Below are 18342 nucleotides of genomic sequence, written 5' to 3'. Positions count from 1 at the left end.
CGCGCCTGCGTGTTCGATGTCCGCTATCGGCTCAGGTACTCCCGGGCCAGCACGCGCGCGCGGTGCAGGCGCGCCTTGGCCGCTTCCCGGCCGATCTGCAGCCGCTCGGCGATGTCGGCGATGGACAGGCCTTCCAGGTCGCGCATCAGCAGGATCGTGCGGTAGTGCCCGGGCAAGGATTCCAGCGCCGCGGCGATGTCCTGGCGCCACTCCACCGGTTCGGCTTCCACCGCCGGCAGGATCTCCTCGGTGATCGCATCGCCGGCCAGCATCCGGCGGAGGCGCTTCATGCGGTTGCACTCGCGCTTGACGATGCGGAACAGCCACGACACGAAGGCGTCCAGGCTGCGCAGGCTGCCCAGCTTCCTCGACACGGTGATCAGGCTCTCCTGCACCGCGTCCTCCACGTCGTTGATCGCGCAATGGAACTCGGCGTAGCGGCGCAGGTCCTGGCGCGAGCAACGCAGCACCCGCTCCAGCGCGGCGGCGTCGCCGGCATGGGCATCGGCCAGGTCTGCTTCATCGATCGCCATGCGGCCCACGAGCGTCACTCCAGAAATTCGACACAAGGAAAGAGGAGGGAACGAGGCGAAAAGGTGCGCGGCGCGGCGGCCGCGGCGCGGAACCGCTCAGGATCCGTTCACGCGGCCGCGGCAGGCGGACGCCGCCGGAGCGGTCGCGGCGAGTTCCTCGTCGAAATGCCGGTGCGCTTCCCGGTAGCGGGAGGCGATCGCCGCGATGCCGTCCGGCCCGGCCGGCGGGCTCACCAGGTAGCCCTGGATGGCGTCGCACTCCATTTCCGCCAGGGTCGCCTGCTGTTCGAGCGTCTCGACGCCTTCGGCCACCACCCGCAGGCTCACGGCCTTGGCCAGGGTGATGATCGCGCTGACGATGGCCGGATCCTCGGCGTTCTCGGTCAGTCCCGCGATGAAGCTGCGGTCGAGCTTCACTTCGTCGACGGGCAGCCGCCGGAGGTGCGCCAGGCTGGAGTAGCCCACGCCGAAATCGTCCAGCGACACGCGCACGCCGAGCGAGGCCAGCCTGCGCAGCACCGCCAGGCTGAGTTCCGGGTTGCGCATGGCGCCGGACTCGGTCACCTCGATGGTCAGGTCGCGCGGGTCCAGCCCGTAGCGCTCCAGGGTCCCGCAGATGTCGCGGAAGAAGGCCGGCGAGCCGATCTCGAACACCGACGTGTTGATCGCCACGCTCCAGTCGGCCACGCCCTGGTCGCGCCAGGCGCGCATCTGGCGGCAGGCCTCGTCCAGCACCCAGCGGCCGATGTCCACGATCGCGCCGGTCTGTTCGGCCAGCGGGATGAAGTTGTCGGGCGTGATGACCCCGTGCCTGGGGTGCTTCCAGCGCAGCAGCGCTTCCACGCCGACGATGCGCCCGCGCTGGATGTCCAGCTTGGGCTGGTACAGCAGGAAGAACTCGCGCCGCTCCAGCGCCTGCCGGATGTCTTCCAGCAGCAGCTCGATCTCGGTCGCGCTGCGGCTCATCGCCGCATCGTAGAGTTCGTGGCGGTTGCGCCCGCGCTCCTTCGCCAGCCGCAACGCGATGCCGGCCTGCTCGATCAGGCGCGCGTGCCGGGACCCGGCCGCGGTGTCCAGGGCGATGCCGATGCTGGGCAGCAGGTCGACCGAACGCCCGCCCAGCTCGAACGGCGCCTGCAGGCAGCGGAGCACGCGGCGCGCGATCACCTTGACCTGGTCCGGTTCGGCGACCTCGGCCAGCACGGCGAAGTCGTCGCCCTCCATGCGCACCACCAGGTCGCCGGTCCGCGTCGCCGCCTGCAGGCGCCGCGCGGCCTCGCGCAACAGCGCGTCGCCGCCGTCGCGGCCATGGCGGCCGTTGATCGCATGGAAATCGTCCATGTCCACCACCAGCAGCGCCATCCGCGCCGCGCCCGGATCCGGGTATTGCAGGCGGCGTTCCAGCGCCAGGCGGTTAGGCAATCCGGTCAATGGGTCCATGGTTTTCATGTCCGGCCTCCTGGGGTCGCTCGAGGGGCGAAACGTGCGGGTCGGCGAATCGACGCCGGCGAGGGTCCGATTCTCGTGCCGGCGCGCCGGCCGTTGAATGCAACAACTACGAATCGCGCCGGCGCGCGCCGCCGGCCAGTGCGCGGGAAAGGCCGGCGCGCTCGATCTCCAGCGCCAGCAGCAGTTCGATCTCGTCCAGCCGGTCGCGGATGCGCGCGTTGGCGGCGGCATCGGCGTGGCCGGCGCCCATGTGGGCATCCAGCAGCGCCGCGAACAGCGGATACAGCAGCTCCGCCTCGCTCCGCGCCGCTTCCCGCAGCAGGCCGGCCAGCGCGCGCGCACGATCGCCCCCGTCCCCGGCATGGCCGGGGCAGGCGGGGCGGCGGGACGGGGCGTGGAGCGCGTTCATGCCGCCACTGTGTCCCGCCGGCGCGGCCGGGACCATGCAACAACTCCGAAAATCCCGCTCAGCCTGCCAGGGCGTCGAGGTAGGCGGCGAGCGCGCTGCGGAAGCGCCGCACCGCCGGGGCGTGGCCGACGAGGCCTTCGCGGGCGATGTAGCTCATCAGCACCCGGGCGGAGGCGGCCAGTTCCTCCCCGTCGACCAGTGCGATGCCGCCGGCGATCCGGTGCAGGCGGTCGCAGACCGCCTGCGCGTCCGCACCGGCCAGCGCTGCGTCGAGCGCCGCGATGTCCTCGCGGGTGGCCGGGACGAGGCTGTCGATCATCTGCCGCACCACCGCCTCCGAGCCGTAGCGGCGCACCAGCCCGGCGCGATCCGGCGCGGGCGCGCCGGCCGGCTGCTCCGGCAAGGCCGCGGCCTGCGCTGCCGGCGCGTCGGCGCCGGCAGCGAGCCAGCGCGCCAGGCATGCCCTGAGCGCCTCCAGCGCCACCGGCTTTGCGAGGAAATCGTCCATGCCGGCATCGCGGCAGCGCTCGGCCTCCCCCTCCAGCGCGCTGGCGGTCAGCGCGATGATCGGCAGGCGCGCCGCGCCGGCCCGGCGTTCGCGCTCGCGGATCTCGCGCGCCAGCGCATAGCCGTCCATGCCGGGCATCCGGCAGTCGGTGATCATCGCGTCGAACCGCTCCGTCGCCAGCCGTTCCAGCGCCGCCTGTGCGTCCTCGACCACGCATCCGTGCAGCCCGAGCTGGCGCATGCGCCACTGCATCAGGGTGCGGTTGGTGGGATGGTCCTCCACCACCAGCACCCGCCGCCCGGCGAACCCGGCGCCGCTGCTGCCGGGGACCGCGGCCTGCGCCTCGCCGTCCGGGGCCGGGGCCGCCGCGTACGGCAGCGCGAGCTCCACTTCCACCCGGGTGCCGCGCCCCGGCTCGCTTTCCAGGCGGAGCGCCCCGCCCATCAGGTCCACCAGCCGCCGGCAGATGCTCAGGCCCAGGCCGCTGCCGCCGTGGCGCCGCGATGCGGCGATGTGCGCCTGCGAGAACGGCTGGAACAGCCGCGCCTTCTGCTCGGCCGGGATGCCGATCCCGGTGTCGCTCACCGACAGCCGCAGCCGCTGCGCGCCCGGCTGCGGGTCGAGCGCCTCCAGCGCGATCGCCACCTCGCCCCGGTCGGTGAACTTGATCGCGTTGCTGACCAAGTTGAACAGGATCTGGCGCAGGCGCACGCCGTCGGCGAGATGCCGCCCGGCCACCGCGGCATCCACGCGATGGTGCAGGAGCAGGCCTTTCTCGGTCGCGAGCGGCATCAGCATCTGCTGCACGTTGCCGACCACGCGCCGCAGGTCCACCGGTTCGGCGGCGAGCGCCAGCGCGCCGGCTTCGATCTTCGAGAAATCCAGGATGTCGTCGAGGATCTGCCGGAGCATCTGCGCCGAGTCGTGCATCGTGCCGAGGATCGTGCGTTGTTCCCCGTCCAGGCGGGTGTGCTCCAGCACCTCGAGCATGCCCAGCACGCCGCTCATCGGCGTGCGGATCTCGTGGCTCATCGTGGCCAGGAAGTCGGCCTTGGCGGCGGCGGCGCGCTCGGCCTCCTGCTTGGCCGCGGCCAGCGCCTCGGCCTGGGCATGCGCTTCGGTGACGTCCACCCAGTAGCCGCTGAGCAGCAGGGCGCCGTCGCTGGCGGCATGCGCCTGCGCGCTGGAGCGCACCCAGCGCCAACCGTCGGGCGAGCGCGCGCGGAACTCGATGTCCAGCGGCCGCAGCGTTTCGGCCACCCGCGCCATGGCCTCGGCCAGGCGCGGCTGGTCGTCCGGATGGACCCGGGCGAACAGGCGCCGTTCCTCCTGCAGCGCTTCCTCCGCCGCCAGCCCGAACAGCGAGCGCATGTCGCCGGTGATGAAGGGGAACGAGATGCGGCCGTCCGGCTCGCGGCGGGCCTGGTAGACCACCGCGGGCAGGTTGTCGGTGACTTCCGCCAGGCGCCGTTCGACCGCGCGCCGGACCGCCACTTCGCGGCGCAGCCGGACGTGGCCCAGGCCGTGCACCACCCCGGCCGTGAGCAGCACCAGCGCCAGCGGGATCGCCCAGCGGGCGATGCGGCGCCAATCCACGCCGTTGCGGTACTCCACCGCCAGCCAGTCGCTGCGGATCGCCTCGCGCTCGCGCGGGCTCATCGAGGCCAGCAACCGGTCGAACGCGCTGGCCAGCGGCGCGTACTCGCGGCGCACCGCCAGCGCCAGGTGGTCGTCGAAGCCGGCCGGCGCGGCGATGTTCAGGCGGCCGGGGTAGTGCCGTCGCACCAACTGGTCGGCCGCCGCCAGGTTGCCCACGTAGGCGTCGGCCTTGCCTTCGGCCAGCAGCTCCAGCGCGGTACGGGCGTCGGGCGCGGGCACGATGTGAGCTTCCGGCGCCCTGTCGCGCACGTAGCGGCCGATCCGCTCCGGGTCCGACAGCACCAGCGTGCGGCCCTGCAGGTCGGCCAGGCTGAGCACCGCGCGCCCGTCCATGCGGGTGACGATGACGTTGGGCACGCTCAGGAAGGGCTTGCTGTAGACCCACGTGCCCTCCGGGAACCGGCTGTCGGTGGGCACGCCCATCACCGCGTCCACCTTGCCGTCGAGCATCTGCCGGCGGATGTCCTGCCAGCTGCCGGCATGGGTGCGCTCCAGGCGCGCGCCGATGCCGCGCAGCCGTTCCAGGTACTCGGCGGCCAGGCCGCTGGCCTTGCCGTCCTCGTCCAGGAAGGAGATCGGCGCCCACTGCGTGGCGAAGCCCAGCCGCAGGTGCTTGGCCAGTACCGCCGCCTCGGCCGGCGCCAGCGCCAGCTGGCGGCGGTCGGTCCAGCGCAGCGGCTCGAGCCAGCGCGCCTCGATCCGCCGGCGCTGTTCCGCATCCAGCTCGGCGAGCGCCGCATCCAGCGCCTCGGCCAGCGGCTGCTTGGCGTTGGGCACGCCGAAGTGCAGCGATTCCGGCGCGAGCGCGCTGGGGCGCAGCAGCGACAACCGCTCCAGGCCGTGCTCGGCGATCAGTTGCTGGGCCACGTAGGCGTTGCCCAGGAACACGTCGGCGCGGCCGTCGGCCACCATCGCCAGCGCATCGAGCGTATCGCGCGCCTGCAGGTGGCGCGCGCCCGGATAGTACGCGCGCGCCATCTCGCCGCTGAGGAAGCCCGCCTCGGTCGCGATGCGCAGGTTGGCCAGGCCCGTCTCGCGCCCGTCGCCGGCGCTGCCCCGCCGCCCGACCACCGCGATCGGCGCCTTCGCGTACTCGTCGGTGAAGACCATGCAGCGGGTGCGCTCGGCGGTCAGCGACACGTTCATCACCACGTCGATCTCGCCGCGGCACGCCGCGTCCAGCAACTGCGACCAGCCGGGGTACGTGCGCACGCGCAAGCGCAGGCCCAGGCGCTGCGCGAGCGCGTGCAGGTAGTCGGGGCCGAGCCCTTCGGGGCGCCCCCCCGCGGACGCGCTCATAGGGCGGCCAACCGCTGTCGTATACTCCCAGCACGATCGTCGGATGGGCAGCCACCCACGCTTGCTGTTCCGGCGACAACAGGGGCTGACCCTCGCCCGCCCGGGCCTGCGCCGCAGGCCACGACAGCAGCACCAAACCCAGCACGAGCCAACGGACGATAAGGAACGACGTCATGTCGTACGACCTCACGGAGTTGCGACGGCGGCAGGACGCGGGAACGACCGGCGTCCCTGGCGGCAGGCCATACTAGGCCATGCGGCTGCGCATCATCATCGCCGACGACCATCCCGTCGTGCGCATCGGCGCGCGCGCCGTCATCGAGAACAGCGGCGTCGGCGACGTGGTGGCCGAGGCCAGCAGCACCGACGAACTGATGGAGTGCCTGGCCTCGCATCCCTGCGACGTGCTGGTCACCGATTTCGCCATGCCCGGCGGCCGACAGGCCGACGGCATCGCGCTGATGGAACTGATCCGGCGCCGCCATCCGCGGCTGCCGGTGCTGATGCTCAGCATGGCCAACAACCTGGGCCTGCTGAGGATGGTCGCCTCGGCCGGCGTGCTCGGCCTGGTGGACAAGGGCTCGTCGATGGACGAGCTGCCGGTCGCCATCCAGACCGTGCACCGCGGCGCGCCCTACATCAGCCGCGGCCTGAAGGAACGCGTGGCCGAGATCGGCGCCGAGGACGTGAACGGCTCGCCGGCTCGCCCGCTTTCCCCGCGCGAGACGGAAGTGCTGCGCCTGCTCGCCTCGGGCCTGACCGTGCGGGAGATCGCCGACCAGCTGCATCGCAGCATCACCACGATCAGCCGGCAGAAGGGCGATGCCATGCGCAAGCTCGGGCTGAAGAACGACGCCGAGCTGTTCCACTACCTGCGCACGAACGGCTTTTCCAACTAGGCTCCGCAGCGGTGCCGCGCGCGACGGCTCAGTTGTAGGTCAGCGTCAGCGTCGCCCTTCCGGTCACCGAGCCTTCGGTCGGCCGCTCGGCCGTCTGGTAATAGCGGGCGAACAGCTGCACGGTCGTGGTCGGCGAGACGCTGTCGAACGTCCAGGGCTGCCGCAGCACGAGCGCCGGGCCCGCCGCGGCGCGCGCGACCTGCAGCCCGACCCCGGTGGCCGCGTCGGCCCCGCCCTGCACCGAGAGCACGTCGCTGGTATTGCCGGGCGTGGTCTGGTCGGCGAGGCTGGCGGTGACCCGGATGCCGTCGATCGGGCAGTTCAGCACGATCGGCGGCATGTCCTCGTACCGGGGCGGCGCCCAGCCCACCCCGGTCATGTCGTTGATCGACACGTCGGCCAGCGTCTTGGTGATCGAGCCGGTCTGCACCGAACAGGAGCCGGGCGTGACCCGGCCATTGATGGTGATGTCCACGTTCTGCGCGCGGGCCTCGCCGGCGCCCAAACCGCACGCCAGCAGCACGGGGAGCGCGTACTTCACGATGTCCATGGGTTGTCTTCCTGGTGTTCGGGTGGCGCGCACCGGCAGGCAGCGCCGGCGCCGCCAAGCGCCGGGTTCAGTTGTAGGTCAAGGTGAGCGTCGCCCGCCCGGTCACCGAGCCGGCGGTCGGCCGGTCCGCGGTCTGGTAGTAGCGGGTGAACAGCTGCACGGTGGTGGTCGGCGCACTGCCGGTGAAGCTCCAAGGCTGCTGCATCGCGATCGCGGGCCCGGTGGCGCTGCGCGCGATCTGCAGGCCCACGCCGGTCGCCGCGCCGGCCCCGCTACGCACCGTCAACACGTTGCCGTTGTTGCTCGGCGTGGTCTGGTCGGTCAGCGAGGCCCGGACCGCGATGCCGCTGTAGGGGCAGTTCAAGGTGATCTGCGGCATCGCTTCGAACCGGGCCGGGGCCCAGCCCACGCCGGTCATCAGGTTCATCGACACGTCGGCCAGCGTCTGGGTGATCGAGGTCGTCTGCGTCGAGCAGGTGCCCGGGACGATGTTGCCGCCCGAACCGATGATATTGAACAGCTGCGACCCGGAGCCGAAGTTCTCGCCGACCGAGGTGCCGAAATAGATCACCGCCATCCGATTCGCGACGGTGTTGTTGGACGGGAAGATCGGCCCGCCCGCGATGTTGCCGGCAGTGACCTTCCACAGCTCGGCGCGCGCCGTCATCGCCGGCAGCGTGCAGAGTTGGCCGCGCGAGCAGGTGACGCGGTGTCCCAGATAATTGAGCTGGCGCCCGTCGGGGCCGAACAGCCGCACCACCAGGCCGGGGATCAGCGTCGGAAAGTCCTTGGGCGACCATTGCCCGGAGCCGATCAGGTCCGACAAGCCGAACAGTACGTCCGCCGCGTAGTTATACGTCGGGCGACTGGGGTTGGACTGGCAAAGGTAGGTTCGGGCGGGCAGCGACAGCTGCACGGTCGCCAACCGGCCGGTGCCGGACGTGGTCACGACATTGCCGAAGTTGACGTAGATCGACCGCGGAAGGGTATTGCCGTCGGTGATGTCCAGTACGCACGAAGCCGAGGCCACCGGCGCGGCCAGCGCCAGGCCGATTGCGGCCAGCCAGCGAGGGAAAGGGTTGATGCGTTTCATGATGTCCGATTCCTGGGAGATGTGGTCGAGCGGCGCTAGCGGAACGTCGCCACCACGGTGGCGCGCGCTTGCACGCTGCCGCCGCGGATAGGTTCCCCGGGCAGGCGGTAATAGGTCGCCGTCGCGCGCAACTCGGCCCGGCGCGAGTCGATGGCCACGTCGTACTGGCCGGTATTGGGGGCGATCACGGCGTCGCTGCCGTCGTCCAGGCGCATCTCGATGCCCACGCTGGTGGCCGCGCCGGTGTTGACCAACACGTGGCCCGGCGTGCCCACCGTCGCACCCTGGAACGAGAACGACACGGTCGACAGGCTGGCCGCGCAGTTCTCCGCCAGCACCCGGAATGGTTTCCTCGACCCGGCGACCGGCCCGTTCGCCGCGGCCAGGTCGCCGGCGTTGACATTGTCCAGCGCGACGGTCTGGTCGACGCTGTCGGCCGACAGCGAGCAGGTGCCCGGCGTCACCCGGCCGCGGATGGTGATGTCCGTCGCCTCCTGCGCCCATGCGGGCACCGTGACCCCGCCGCAGGCCAGCAACAACGCGACGATGACGTAACGTTTCTTGCGCACATTTGACGAAGGCGGTGGCCCACGATGACGTTTGGGACTGCGACGTTCCAACCACCAACGAGGACCACCACCATGAACGAGTCTACGCCCGGACTGGGCAAGGTGATCAAGATCGACGAGGCCCGGATCCAGGACCACCTCGGACAGGTCGTGCGCAGTACGATCGAGGAGACGTTGAACGGGCTGCTGGATGCGGAGGCCGACCGGGTGTGCGGCGCCGGGCGATACGAGCGCAGCCAGGAGCGGCGGGACACCCGGGCCGGTCACTACGAGCGGACGCTGCACACCCGGGCCGGGGAAGTGCGGTTGAAGGTGCCGAAGCTGCGCAAGCTGCCGCTGGAGACGGCGATCATCGAACGCTACCGGCGGCGGGAGGCGTCGGTGGAGGAGTCGCTGATGGAGATGTATCTGGCCGGGGTGTCGGTGCGGCGGGTGGAGGACATCACCGAGGCACTGTGGGGCACGAAGGTCAGCGCCGGGGCGGTGAGCCGACTGAACCAGAAGGTCTACGCACGGATCGAAGCTTGGCGCAACGAGCCGATCAGCGGCCACTACCCATACGTGTACCTGGATGGGATCGTGCTCAAGCGCACGTGGGCGGGCGAGGTGCGCAACGTCTCGGTGCTGGTGGCGATCGGGGTGGATGCCGAGGGCTACCGCAAGGTGCTGGGCGTGGCCGAGGGAGCCAAGGAGGACAAGTCGGGCTGGAGCGGCTTCCTGGCCTATCTGAAGGGCCGCGGGCTGGCCACGCCGGCGCTGTTCGTCTCCGACGCCTGTGCCGGACTGGTGGAGAGCCTGGGCGAACACTACCCCGAGGCCCGCTGGCAGCGCTGCGTGGTGCACTTCTACCGCAACGTGTTCAGCGTGGTGCCCAGCGGCAAGGTGCGCGAGGTGGCAGCCATGCTCAAGGCGATCCACGCGGCCGAGGATATCGAGGCGGCGCAGCTCAAGGCCGATCAGGTCGTGGCCAAGTTGCGGCAGATGAAGCTGGGGGCGGCGGCGGACAAGGTCGAGGCCCACATCGCCGAGACGTTCGCCTACTACGCCTTCCCGGAGACGCACTGGCGACGGATCCGGACCAACAATCCACTGGAGCGGATGATGCGCGAGATCCGGCGACGCACCCGCGTGGTCGGTGCGTTCCCGGACGGACATGCCGCCCTGATGCTGGCCGCGGCCCGCCTGCGCTATCTGGCCGGCACGCACTGGGGCGTCAAGCGCTATCTGTGCATGGAGGAATTGAACAAGCGCCAAGGCCTCGCGACCGTCGCAGCGTGAGGGGGCGGGGCCACCGCCAAGCCAAAGTGCGAAAAAATCGTTGCGCTACCCAACGCGACGGCAGCAATGACGTGCCTCATGTCAGGGTTCTCCACCGGCGGCCACGACCAGGGGCGCTTGCCCTTCGGCGCTCGCGCCGTAGTCGTTGATCGTGGCGTAGTCCACCCGCAGCGGGCCGTCCGGCACCCCGGCCATGCCGGCGATCGGGAAACTCGCCGAGGCCATCGGCGCGACCATGTCGGCCTCGACCTCGTAGCTACGGCCGCCGCCGGCCAGCGAGACCTTGTTGAAGCTGACGTGGTAAGGCGTCGGGTTGCGCACCTGCAGCGCCTTGCCGCCATTACCGGACACGGCCAGGGACCAGGCCAGTTGCTTGGCGCTCTCGTCGGCCACCCCGGCCAGCCGGCCCGGGCGGTAGAACAGCTTGATGCGGGTGCGGAACGCCAGCTTCAGCGCGTTCCCGGCGCCGGCCTCGCCGGTGTTCTTCGGCAGCTCCAGCACGTTGAGCCAGTACATCGACTCGCGGTCCTGGGGTAGGCCCGCGGGCGTGCCGATCACGCGCAGGGTTTGCGCCTTGCCCGGCTCGATCCGCGCCACCGGCGGGGTCAGCACGAACGGCACCTTGGCCTGTTCCGGGGCGGCATTCGGGTCGCCGTCGTCCAGCCATACCTGCACCAGGGCGGGCGACGGGTCCTGGTTGGACAGCTTGATGGTGACCTCGGGCTCGTCGGCCTGGTAGATCACCCGGGTGCGATTGACGACCACTCCCGCCCAGGCATGCGCCTGGACCAGGCTCCAGATCATCAGGGACATCCACGCGATGCGGATCGAGCGCTTCATGGGGTTGCTCCTATCGAGACGGTCGGGTGCCGCGCAGCGGCGTTATCGGTGTCGTTGCCGCCGGCGGCACGCAGGCCAGGGACGGTTTCCGGTGCGGGCCCGGCGGCAGCGCCGGTGCCTGGCGCTTCGGTGCCGAGCACGCAGGTGGCTTCCATGCGTTCCTGGCCTGTCGGCGGGGCGTCTTCCGCCAGCGGTGGCAGCGCCACTTGCATGTCGCAGCGGTCGCCCTCGCCTTGGCCCCAGCGCACGGTGAGCACGCCGGACTCGTGCATGCCGTTGACGAAGACCTGGCTGGCCTGGCCGACGATGCCGACCCGGTCGCCCCGCGCGTCGAACACCTCCGCGCCGAACGGCATCGGGCGTCCGTCCGGCAGCCGGGCGTCGATCAGCAACGCGCGGCCGCCGCCCTGGGTCTCGTACTTGAGCAGCACCACCGAGCCGGCGCGCGGCGCCACGTTCTGCGCGGTTTCCTTCAGCTCCACGTTGAGCGCGGTGCCCTTGGGATCCAGGCCCACCGTGTTGAGCACGTAAGGCGTCAGGTACGGCACGACCGCATAGCCGCGCGCATCGACCACCGCGCCCTGGCCGCCTTCGACGCGGGCACCGGCGGCATCCGGCGCATGCACCAGGCCGACCGTGTCGCCGGTCGGGAGCGACAGCGTCAGGCCGCCGCCATGGGCCACCACGCTGCCGGACATGCCGGCGCTGAACTGGTGGTAGCCGTTGCCGCGGCTGTAGCCGCCCTGCAGGTTGGCCCGGCTGCCGTTGTAGTGCCCGAACAGGCCGAGCGTGGTGCTGCCTCCGTCGCGGCCGAGGGTGCCGTCGTAGGTGAACCGGCCTTCCTCGCCGGCGGTGCCGTTGAGGCTGAGCTGCGTGCTGGTGCCGTCGCGGTCGGAGCGGCCCAAGCGCCCGCCCAGCATCGGCGGACGCGGCGCGGTGCCGAGCGGCACGCTGACATTGAGTTGCACCAGCGTGTCGCGGCGCCCCTCGGCCGGGAAGTACGGCGGCTCAGGGAATCCGGGAGCGCCGTCGACCGGGCCGGTACCCGGCCGCCACGCATCGTCGAAGCGCTCGCGCGTGCGCTGCACCGACAGGCTGAAGGTGGCCGACCTCCAGCTGTTGCTGTAGCCGGCGGTGAAATCGACCTGCCTGCCGCGCTTGTCCCAGAAGTTGCTGCGGGAACCGGTCAGGTAGACCTGCCCGCCCCGTTCGCCCAGCTGCTGGTAGATGCTGGCGTCCATCCGGTTGCGGATGCGTTGCGGTACGTAGTCGGCCTGCCCGTGCAGCAACGCGTCGCGCAGGTGCACCGCCTCGTTGAGGCCCAGGTAGCCGCGGGTGGAATACCGGTACGCGGCCACCGCGAAGTTGGTGCCCGTTCGGACGACGTTCTTGTTGTAGGCGACGCGGAAGCTGTTGCCCTGCGAGTCGGCCCGCCCCGGCAGGTAGGCGCGCGCGTTGCTGAAATCCAGCGAGAGCGCGCCGAGATCGGTGTTGAGCGCGCCGCCGAGGAGCAGCGAACGATAGCCTTCGGCCAGGGTCACGCCCTGGTAGGCGGTGACGCGGTTGCTCAGGCCGCGCTGCAAGGTGGCCTGCAGCGCCATCGGCTGCTTGATCAGCCGGGGCGAGGCGACCTTGCCGATCGCCACCTCCCAGCGGTTCTGGCCGGCGCGCAGCAGCTGCGGAATGGCCGAGAACGGCACCGCGAACTGCCTGACGCGGCCGTCGGCCTCCAGCACTTCCACGTCCAGGTCGCCGCCGTACCCGGTCGGGTACAGGTCGTCGATCACGAACGGGCCCGGCGCCACCGTGGATTCGTAGATGGTGTAGCCGCGCTGCTTGATGCGCACGCGCGCATTGGTTTCCGCGATGCCGCGCACCACCGGCGCGTAGCCGCGCTGCGACTCCGGCAGCATGCGCTCGTCCGAGTACAGGCGCAGGCCGCGCAGGCGCACGCTGTCGAGCAACTGGCCGCTGGTATAGAGATCGCCCACCAGCAGCTGCGCCTTCGCGCCGGGCAGGTCGCGCTGCAGGTAGGTGGCGTTGTTCTCGTAGCGCCGGCCCTGGTGCTGCGTCCAGCTCATCGAACCGAGGTGGAACGCGTGCCATCCTCCCAGGCTCAGCGACGCGTTGATGCCGAGATAGCCGTGCAGGCGCCCGCCGCCGCGTCCGGTGGACCGGTAGACGTTGCCGTTGTAGCCGAACACGGCGGCATCGATGCCGCTGTCCCAGAGCGCGGGATCGACGTAGCCGCGCGCGTCGCGCCGGGTATAGACCTGCGGCACGGAGATCGACAGCGCCTGCTCGCCGCCGTCGAAGTCGACCGTGGCGCCCGGGATGTAATCGTCGAGCGCGCCGCAGAACGCGCCCTCGGCGGGGATCGCCTTGCGTCCGGGGTGCGCGTCGCCGGCGGCCACCTTCTGCAGGTCCACGCCGTAGTTGGACAGCGACGCCGCGTCGAAGCACGGGACCACCTCGCCGGTCGCGGGGTCGTCCACGAACACGATCTCGCCGCGCGTGCGCCAGCGCTCGTTGAACAGGATGTCGCCGCGATAGGTGCCCGGCAACACGGCGTTGGCCCGGTCGAACCGCGACAGGTCGACCTTCGGCGCGACGCCGCCCAGGAAGAAGTCGGCGTCGAACATGCCGCCCGGCGACGGCGCGGCATGCGCCGCGGCCGAAAGCACGCTGGCGATCATGGCCGGCAGCATTGCGCGACACGCGCGGGCGGTGCGCGGCTGCTTGTTCGGTTTGTCCATTTCTCGGCGCATAGGTCTGCGTATCTGCGTGCGGTGGAATGCGGCCGGCCGTCGCCCGTCCCCGGAGGCGTTCGCCTCCGGAGCGCGGGCCTGGCCGGCGGGAAAGTCGTGGGGTTATGGCGAGAGCGGGATGAGCACCTGCGTCCTGCCGCCGAAGTCGGAAATCGTCGTGAAGTCCACCTTCGTCTCGCCGGCAGGGCGGCCCTGCAGGCCTTGCAGCGGGAACGTCGCGGTCGCGCCAGGCGCCACCATGCCGCCGCTCCGTTCGGCGACGATGCGGTCGCCGGCCTTCAGCCCGATGCGGGAGAAGTTCACGTGGTACGGCGTGGGATTGGTCGCTTGCAGCGCCAGCCCCTTGCCGCCTTCGCCGGCGACCAGTTTCCAGGCCAGCTTCTCGCCGGCCTTGACCGGGTCCCCGCGCAGCCCGTCCGGGCGGAAGAACACCTTGATCCGGGTGCGGAACGCGAACTGCATCAGGTTGCGGTCCTCCGCCCCTTCCAGCCTGGGCGGCACCTCCAGCATGTTCAGCCAGAACACGCTTTCCTTGTCCTGCGGCAGCGGTTCGCGCGTGTACAGCAGGCGCACGGCCTGCCCCTTGCCCGGCTCCATGCGGAACACGGGCGGGAATACCGTGAACGGCGCCTTGGCGTTCTCCGGCGTCGACTTGTTGTCGCCATCGTCGAGCCAGACCTGCACCAACACCGGCTTGTCGCCCTTGTTGGTCAGCTTGACCGTCACTTCCTTGTTGCTGGCCGGATACACCACGCGCGTACCGTTGATGATCACGCTGGCTTCGCTGCGGCCGACGAGCAGGCTCGCTCCCAGGAGCAGGCCCGCCATGACATGGCGTATGACCTTGTTCATGCGTCACCTCGAATGCGGGCGTGCACCGATGCAAGCGTGCACGGAACGAGCCGGCGGCTACCGGATAGCCGCCGGCTCGCTGGACCAAGCGGCGCTACTTAGTTGTAGCTGACCTCGTAGACCACGCTGGTGCTGACGCGACCGGAGGTCGCGGCGCCACCGACGGCCAGGTACTGGGCGCGGTAGTTCAGCGTCGCGGTGTTGTTGTCGCCGATCGTGACGTCGGTGTTGTTGGCCGCGTCGGCCAGGTTGATCGCCGCACCGGCGTTGTCCGTCACCTGGACCTGGGTGTTGCCGGCGCCGCCGGCGACCGGCAGGATCGCGTTGCGCAGCGCGCCGGTGTCGGCGTCCACCTGCGGGCTCGACGGCACGAAGCGCATGTGGGCGACGGTGCCCGCGGCGCAGCTGGCCTCGCCCGGCAGGCCGATGACCACCTGGAACGGCTTGGTCTTGGCGATGTCGCCGGCGTTGGCCAGGTCGCCCAGCGCGGCCTGGTCCAGCGCCACGGTGAAGTTGCCGGTGCCGCCGTCGGTGCCGGCGCCGCCGCTGATGGTGCAGGTGGCATCGGAGACCGAACCGGTGAAGGTGATGGTGCCGCTGTCCACGGCGCTGGCGTTGCCGATCGCGGCGGCGCTCATGACCAGCGCGATGGCGGAAGCGAGTTTGAAGTTCTTCATTGAAAGGTTTCCTTGGGTTCTGAAACGGATCCGCCATCGGGCGGAGATTCCTCCTGCCGCATTGCGCCGGCAGGACCGTCGACATCGCCGACGCCGCGCATGGTGCGTCCGCCCCGGAACCCATCCCATACAAGAACTACGAAAACGCTTTCGCGCCCGCATCGCGTGCCCGTCCCCGCGCGAAACCGTTGCACGGCGCCCGCCCGATGGCGATAACCTCTCTCCACGTCCCAACGCGGATCACCCGAGATGACCCTCATGCCCCGTGCAGCAGCCCCGATCCTGGCCGCCCTGGCGCTGGCCGCGTGCCAGGCACCCTCGCCGCCCGGCGACCAGGCCGCGACCCGCCCGGCAAACAGCGCCCCGGCGCCGGCCGCGAAGCCGGAATCCGCGCCGCCTCCCGCCTCGGCCGATGCGATCCGCCCGCGCCTCGTCGACCGCGTATGGCGCGCCAAGGACGACGCCTCCACGGTCGAACCGGGCACCACCTACGCGTTCCTCGGCGACGGCACCTTGGTGATCGAGTCCCCGCACGGCACGCCGATGACCGGCCAGTGGCGCCTGGAGGACGGCAGGCTGACGATGGTCGAGGAAGGCGTGCCCTACGACACCGAGATCGTCGAACTCGACGCCGCGACGCTGCACCTGCGCAGCCACAATCCCGCGGGCGCGCTCGACATCCCGCTGGTGCTGGCGCCGGACGCGCCGCTGCCCGCGCCGCAACGCTAGCGGGATGGCGGGGGCGACGCCGGAAGGCGCGCGCGAATCCAGCATCGCATGCGATCCGCGCCCTTCCCGTATTCGGCGAACACCGGGGATCGCCTCGCCGAAACCCATGCGGCGCTGGGCGACCAGGCCACCTCGAGAGCGCCGTACGGAAAGGCGCAACATCGGCAGCGCGCTGGAAAGACCGGCAAGTGACTCCCTGATCGGCGCGAAGGTTTTCCGCGCCGGTCGCTTGCCCGGATTCGCCCGTTACGTTTCGGGACGCGCAGGCACCGGTACCTGCGTCGGTGCAGCCGCCGGCGTGCCGTCGTCCTCGCGCTCCACGGCCTGGAACAAGCGCAAGCCATCGCTCGTGGTCTTGTCCAACGCCCGGTAGACCGTGCCGGAATGACAGTACGTACCCCGGCCGATCTCCGGCAGGTCCGCCATGACATCCTGGCCATCGAAGGGGCCCCCTACCAGCATGATGCGCACTCGCATACGAATGGCTCCCTATTCCATGCAGGTTCCCCGTAGCCGCCCCAAGCACTACGGCGCGATGTACGTACGATTATCCCGGCGAAATCCCCGCGTGCCCTTGCCGGGCCAACCGCCGCCGGCACGACGGCTTCCAAATTAGCAGCAGGACGTGGAGGTCGCGCGAAATCGATAATCGCCGATGCTTCTGGAATATTCAGGCCTGAAATACACGGCACGCCGCATCTTCATTGCGAGCGATTGCGCTCCCGCACGTGCCATGCCGCGCGCGTCATGCGCTTCACTGCATGGGCTGGCGAACGATGGTCTTCCACCGGCGCGGGTCGGCGCGGCGGATATCGCTCAGGTAGATTTCGTGGTGCTTGCCGGCGAGCGCCGCGCGCGCCTGGATGAAATCGTGGACCCGCCGGATGGTCGGGCCCTCCTCGCTGAAAGGCCCGACGTGCAGCGTCTGCGCGCACAGGCCCTCGGAGAAATCCTCCAGCCTGAGCGCATCGATCGCGGCGAGCGCCTTCTTCCGCTTCACCCCGGCGATGGCCTTCTCGATCACGGCCGCCGTTACGAAGGACGGCTGCATGATCATCATCGTCCACTTCCACTGGGCGCGGTCGTCGGCGGCAAAAGCCGACATGTCGTCGGACCACCACAAGCCCTCCAGCGGCATGACGGCATAGTCGATGCCGGCCCCGTCCTTCTTCATCACGAACTTGGCCGCATAGGACACCGAGAACAGCGCCTCGACCGCCGCCGCATACGCGGGCGACGCATTGGGGTCGCCCTGGCCATCGACCATCAGGAAGCGCAAGGCCGGCACCTCGACCTGGACCACATGCGTGGCCGGAGGGCGATAGAGATGCTTGAGCTCGCGCTTCAGGTCGATCCTGCGCGCACCGGCGGCGCGCTCAGCCACACTTGCTGTAGCCGCAATTGAGGCAGGTCGCGCACCCGTCCATGATCACCAGCGCCTTGGTGTGGCACTTGTGGCACATGGTCGCGCTGGGCGGGAAGCTGGTGCCGTCGCCGGTGACGGCGATGTCTTCCTCGTGGTCGGCGGAGCTGGTGAGGCTGGCGGAAGCGCCCTCATCCGCCCTGCGGGCGCCTTCCCCCGCTTTGCCGGGAGAAGGGACGGCGGGGCTCACTTCAGCGTTTTTTTTTGAGCGTTCCTCGTACTGGCGGCGCTTCTCGGCGAGGATGGCGCGCTGGTGCTCGCTCATTTCCGGGTCGTGCAGCAGGCCGATGGTCTTGAGGTGCTCCTCGACGATGCTGCCGAGCTCGGCCACCAGCGAGGGCATGTAGACGCCGCCGGCCTTGAAGTAGCCGCCCTTGGGGTCGAACACCGCCTTCATCTCGTCCACCAGGAAGGTGACGTCGCCGCCCTTGCGGAACACCGCCGAGATGATGCGGGTCAGCGCGACGATCCACTGGAAATGCTCCATCGACTTGGAGTTGATGAAGATCTCGAAGGGACGGCGCTGCTCGTGCTCGGTGCCGGCGTTGAGCACGATGTCGTTGATGGTCACGTAGATGGCGTGCTCCACCAGCGGCGATTTGATCTTGTAGGTCGATCCCACCAGGATGTCCGGGCGCTCGATGCGCTCGTGCATCTGGATGATGTTGTCGCCGGGGATCTCGGCCTCGGCGGTGGCGCGCTCGATCGATGCCGCGGGCACGACCGGCGCGGCCTCGCGCGCCTTGTCCTCGGGGGTGAGGACGGAATATCCCTTGATCTTCTTGTCGATCTTGACGGCCATGGCGC

Annotated in this window: 17 protein-coding genes; 3 read left to right on the top strand and 14 right to left on the bottom strand. The window is 70.3% G+C overall.

Annotated features, from left to right (window positions below; genetic code table 11):
* Positions 1–23 precede the first annotated feature (23 nt).
* The 4 genes from M3M27_RS03150 to M3M27_RS03135 form a co-directional block, all read right to left on the bottom strand.
* Positions 24–533, bottom strand: coding sequence for an RNA polymerase sigma factor (locus M3M27_RS03150; RefSeq protein ID WP_434027129.1), 510 nt, complete (start codon positions 531–533; stop codon positions 24–26).
* Positions 534–629: 96 nt separating this feature from the next.
* Positions 630–1982 carry a putative bifunctional diguanylate cyclase/phosphodiesterase gene (locus M3M27_RS03145; RefSeq protein WP_434027128.1) on the bottom strand — a complete coding sequence of 451 codons (1353 nt, stop codon included), beginning with the start codon at positions 1980–1982 and terminating at the stop codon, positions 630–632.
* Between the two features lie 106 nt (positions 1983–2088).
* Complete coding sequence (locus M3M27_RS03140; RefSeq protein WP_434027127.1) at positions 2089–2391, bottom strand: hypothetical protein; 303 nt, start codon at positions 2389–2391, stop codon at positions 2089–2091.
* Between the two features lie 58 nt (positions 2392–2449).
* Positions 2450–5857 carry an ATP-binding protein gene (locus tag M3M27_RS03135; protein ID WP_434027125.1) on the bottom strand — a complete coding sequence of 1136 codons (3408 nt, stop codon included), beginning with the start codon at positions 5855–5857 and terminating at the stop codon, positions 2450–2452.
* A gap of 254 nt (positions 5858–6111) precedes the next feature.
* Between M3M27_RS03135 and M3M27_RS03130 the strand changes: the two genes are divergently transcribed.
* The gene (locus M3M27_RS03130; protein ID WP_140726109.1) at positions 6112–6756 is read left to right on the top strand and encodes a response regulator transcription factor; all 645 of its coding nucleotides are present in this window, start codon (positions 6112–6114) and stop codon (positions 6754–6756) included.
* A 28-nt stretch (positions 6757–6784) separates the two neighbouring features.
* Here M3M27_RS03130 and M3M27_RS03125 read toward each other — a convergent pair whose 3' ends face one another.
* The 3 genes from M3M27_RS03125 to M3M27_RS03115 all read right to left on the bottom strand — a co-directional run bounded on the left by M3M27_RS03125 (position 6785) and on the right by M3M27_RS03115 (position 8968).
* Entirely contained in the window at positions 6785–7306 is a 522-nt protein-coding gene (locus M3M27_RS03125) for a fimbrial protein (RefSeq protein WP_140726106.1), read from the bottom strand.
* A 67-nt stretch (positions 7307–7373) separates the two neighbouring features.
* A complete protein-coding gene (locus M3M27_RS03120; RefSeq protein ID WP_140726103.1) occupies positions 7374–8399 on the bottom strand; it encodes a fimbrial protein in 1026 nt (341 codons plus the stop codon).
* A gap of 35 nt (positions 8400–8434) precedes the next feature.
* Positions 8435–8968 carry a fimbrial protein gene (locus M3M27_RS03115; protein ID WP_434027124.1) on the bottom strand — a complete coding sequence of 178 codons (534 nt, stop codon included), beginning with the start codon at positions 8966–8968 and terminating at the stop codon, positions 8435–8437.
* Positions 8969–9040: 72 nt separating this feature from the next.
* Here M3M27_RS03115 and M3M27_RS03110 point away from each other — a divergent pair, with 72 nt between their 5' ends.
* Complete coding sequence (locus M3M27_RS03110) at positions 9041–10246, top strand: IS256 family transposase (RefSeq protein ID WP_434026462.1); 1206 nt, start codon at positions 9041–9043, stop codon at positions 10244–10246.
* Positions 10247–10327: 81 nt separating this feature from the next.
* Here the strand turns inward: M3M27_RS03110 and M3M27_RS03105 are convergent, their stop codons facing one another.
* The 4 genes from M3M27_RS03105 to M3M27_RS03090 form a co-directional block, all read right to left on the bottom strand.
* The gene (locus tag M3M27_RS03105) at positions 10328–11086 is read right to left on the bottom strand and encodes a fimbrial biogenesis chaperone (protein WP_434027123.1); all 759 of its coding nucleotides are present in this window, start codon (positions 11084–11086) and stop codon (positions 10328–10330) included.
* Positions 11083–13794, bottom strand: a complete 2712-nt coding sequence (locus M3M27_RS03100) for a fimbria/pilus outer membrane usher protein (protein ID WP_434027122.1) — start codon at positions 13792–13794, stop codon at positions 11083–11085. The genes M3M27_RS03105 and M3M27_RS03100 overlap by 4 nt, the downstream gene beginning before the upstream one ends.
* Positions 13795–13956: 162 nt before the next feature.
* Positions 13957–14706: a fimbrial biogenesis chaperone gene (locus M3M27_RS03095; protein ID WP_140726090.1), complete on the bottom strand. Its 750-nt coding sequence runs from the start codon at positions 14704–14706 to the stop codon at positions 13957–13959.
* A gap of 98 nt (positions 14707–14804) precedes the next feature.
* Positions 14805–15383 (bottom strand): fimbrial protein, encoded by a 579-nt coding sequence (locus M3M27_RS03090; protein WP_140726087.1) that lies wholly within the window; start codon positions 15381–15383, stop codon positions 14805–14807.
* Between the two features lie 249 nt (positions 15384–15632).
* Here M3M27_RS03090 and M3M27_RS03085 point away from each other — a divergent pair, with 249 nt between their 5' ends.
* A complete protein-coding gene (locus M3M27_RS03085; protein ID WP_434027121.1) occupies positions 15633–16112 on the top strand; it encodes a hypothetical protein in 480 nt (159 codons plus the stop codon).
* A 246-nt stretch (positions 16113–16358) separates the two neighbouring features.
* Here the strand turns inward: M3M27_RS03085 and M3M27_RS03080 are convergent, their stop codons facing one another.
* From M3M27_RS03080 to M3M27_RS03070, 3 genes are all read right to left on the bottom strand, one after another.
* Positions 16359–16574, bottom strand: coding sequence for a hypothetical protein (locus M3M27_RS03080; protein WP_434027120.1), 216 nt, complete (start codon positions 16572–16574; stop codon positions 16359–16361).
* Positions 16575–16866: 292 nt separating this feature from the next.
* The gene (locus M3M27_RS03075; RefSeq protein ID WP_434027119.1) at positions 16867–17496 is read right to left on the bottom strand and encodes a GyrI-like domain-containing protein; all 630 of its coding nucleotides are present in this window, start codon (positions 17494–17496) and stop codon (positions 16867–16869) included.
* Positions 17489–18337, bottom strand: coding sequence for an NrdJb (locus M3M27_RS03070; RefSeq protein ID WP_434027118.1), 849 nt, complete (start codon positions 18335–18337; stop codon positions 17489–17491). The genes M3M27_RS03075 and M3M27_RS03070 overlap by 8 nt, the downstream gene beginning before the upstream one ends.
* Positions 18338–18342 lie beyond the last annotated feature (5 nt).

The organism is Xanthomonas boreopolis (genome assembly GCF_046529185.1).
GTDB classification, from domain to species: domain Bacteria; phylum Pseudomonadota; class Gammaproteobacteria; order Xanthomonadales; family Xanthomonadaceae; genus Pseudomonas_S; species Pseudomonas_S boreopolis.
The sequence above is the reverse complement of the archived record's forward strand: the minus strand, read 5'-3'. Positions and strand labels throughout refer to the sequence as shown.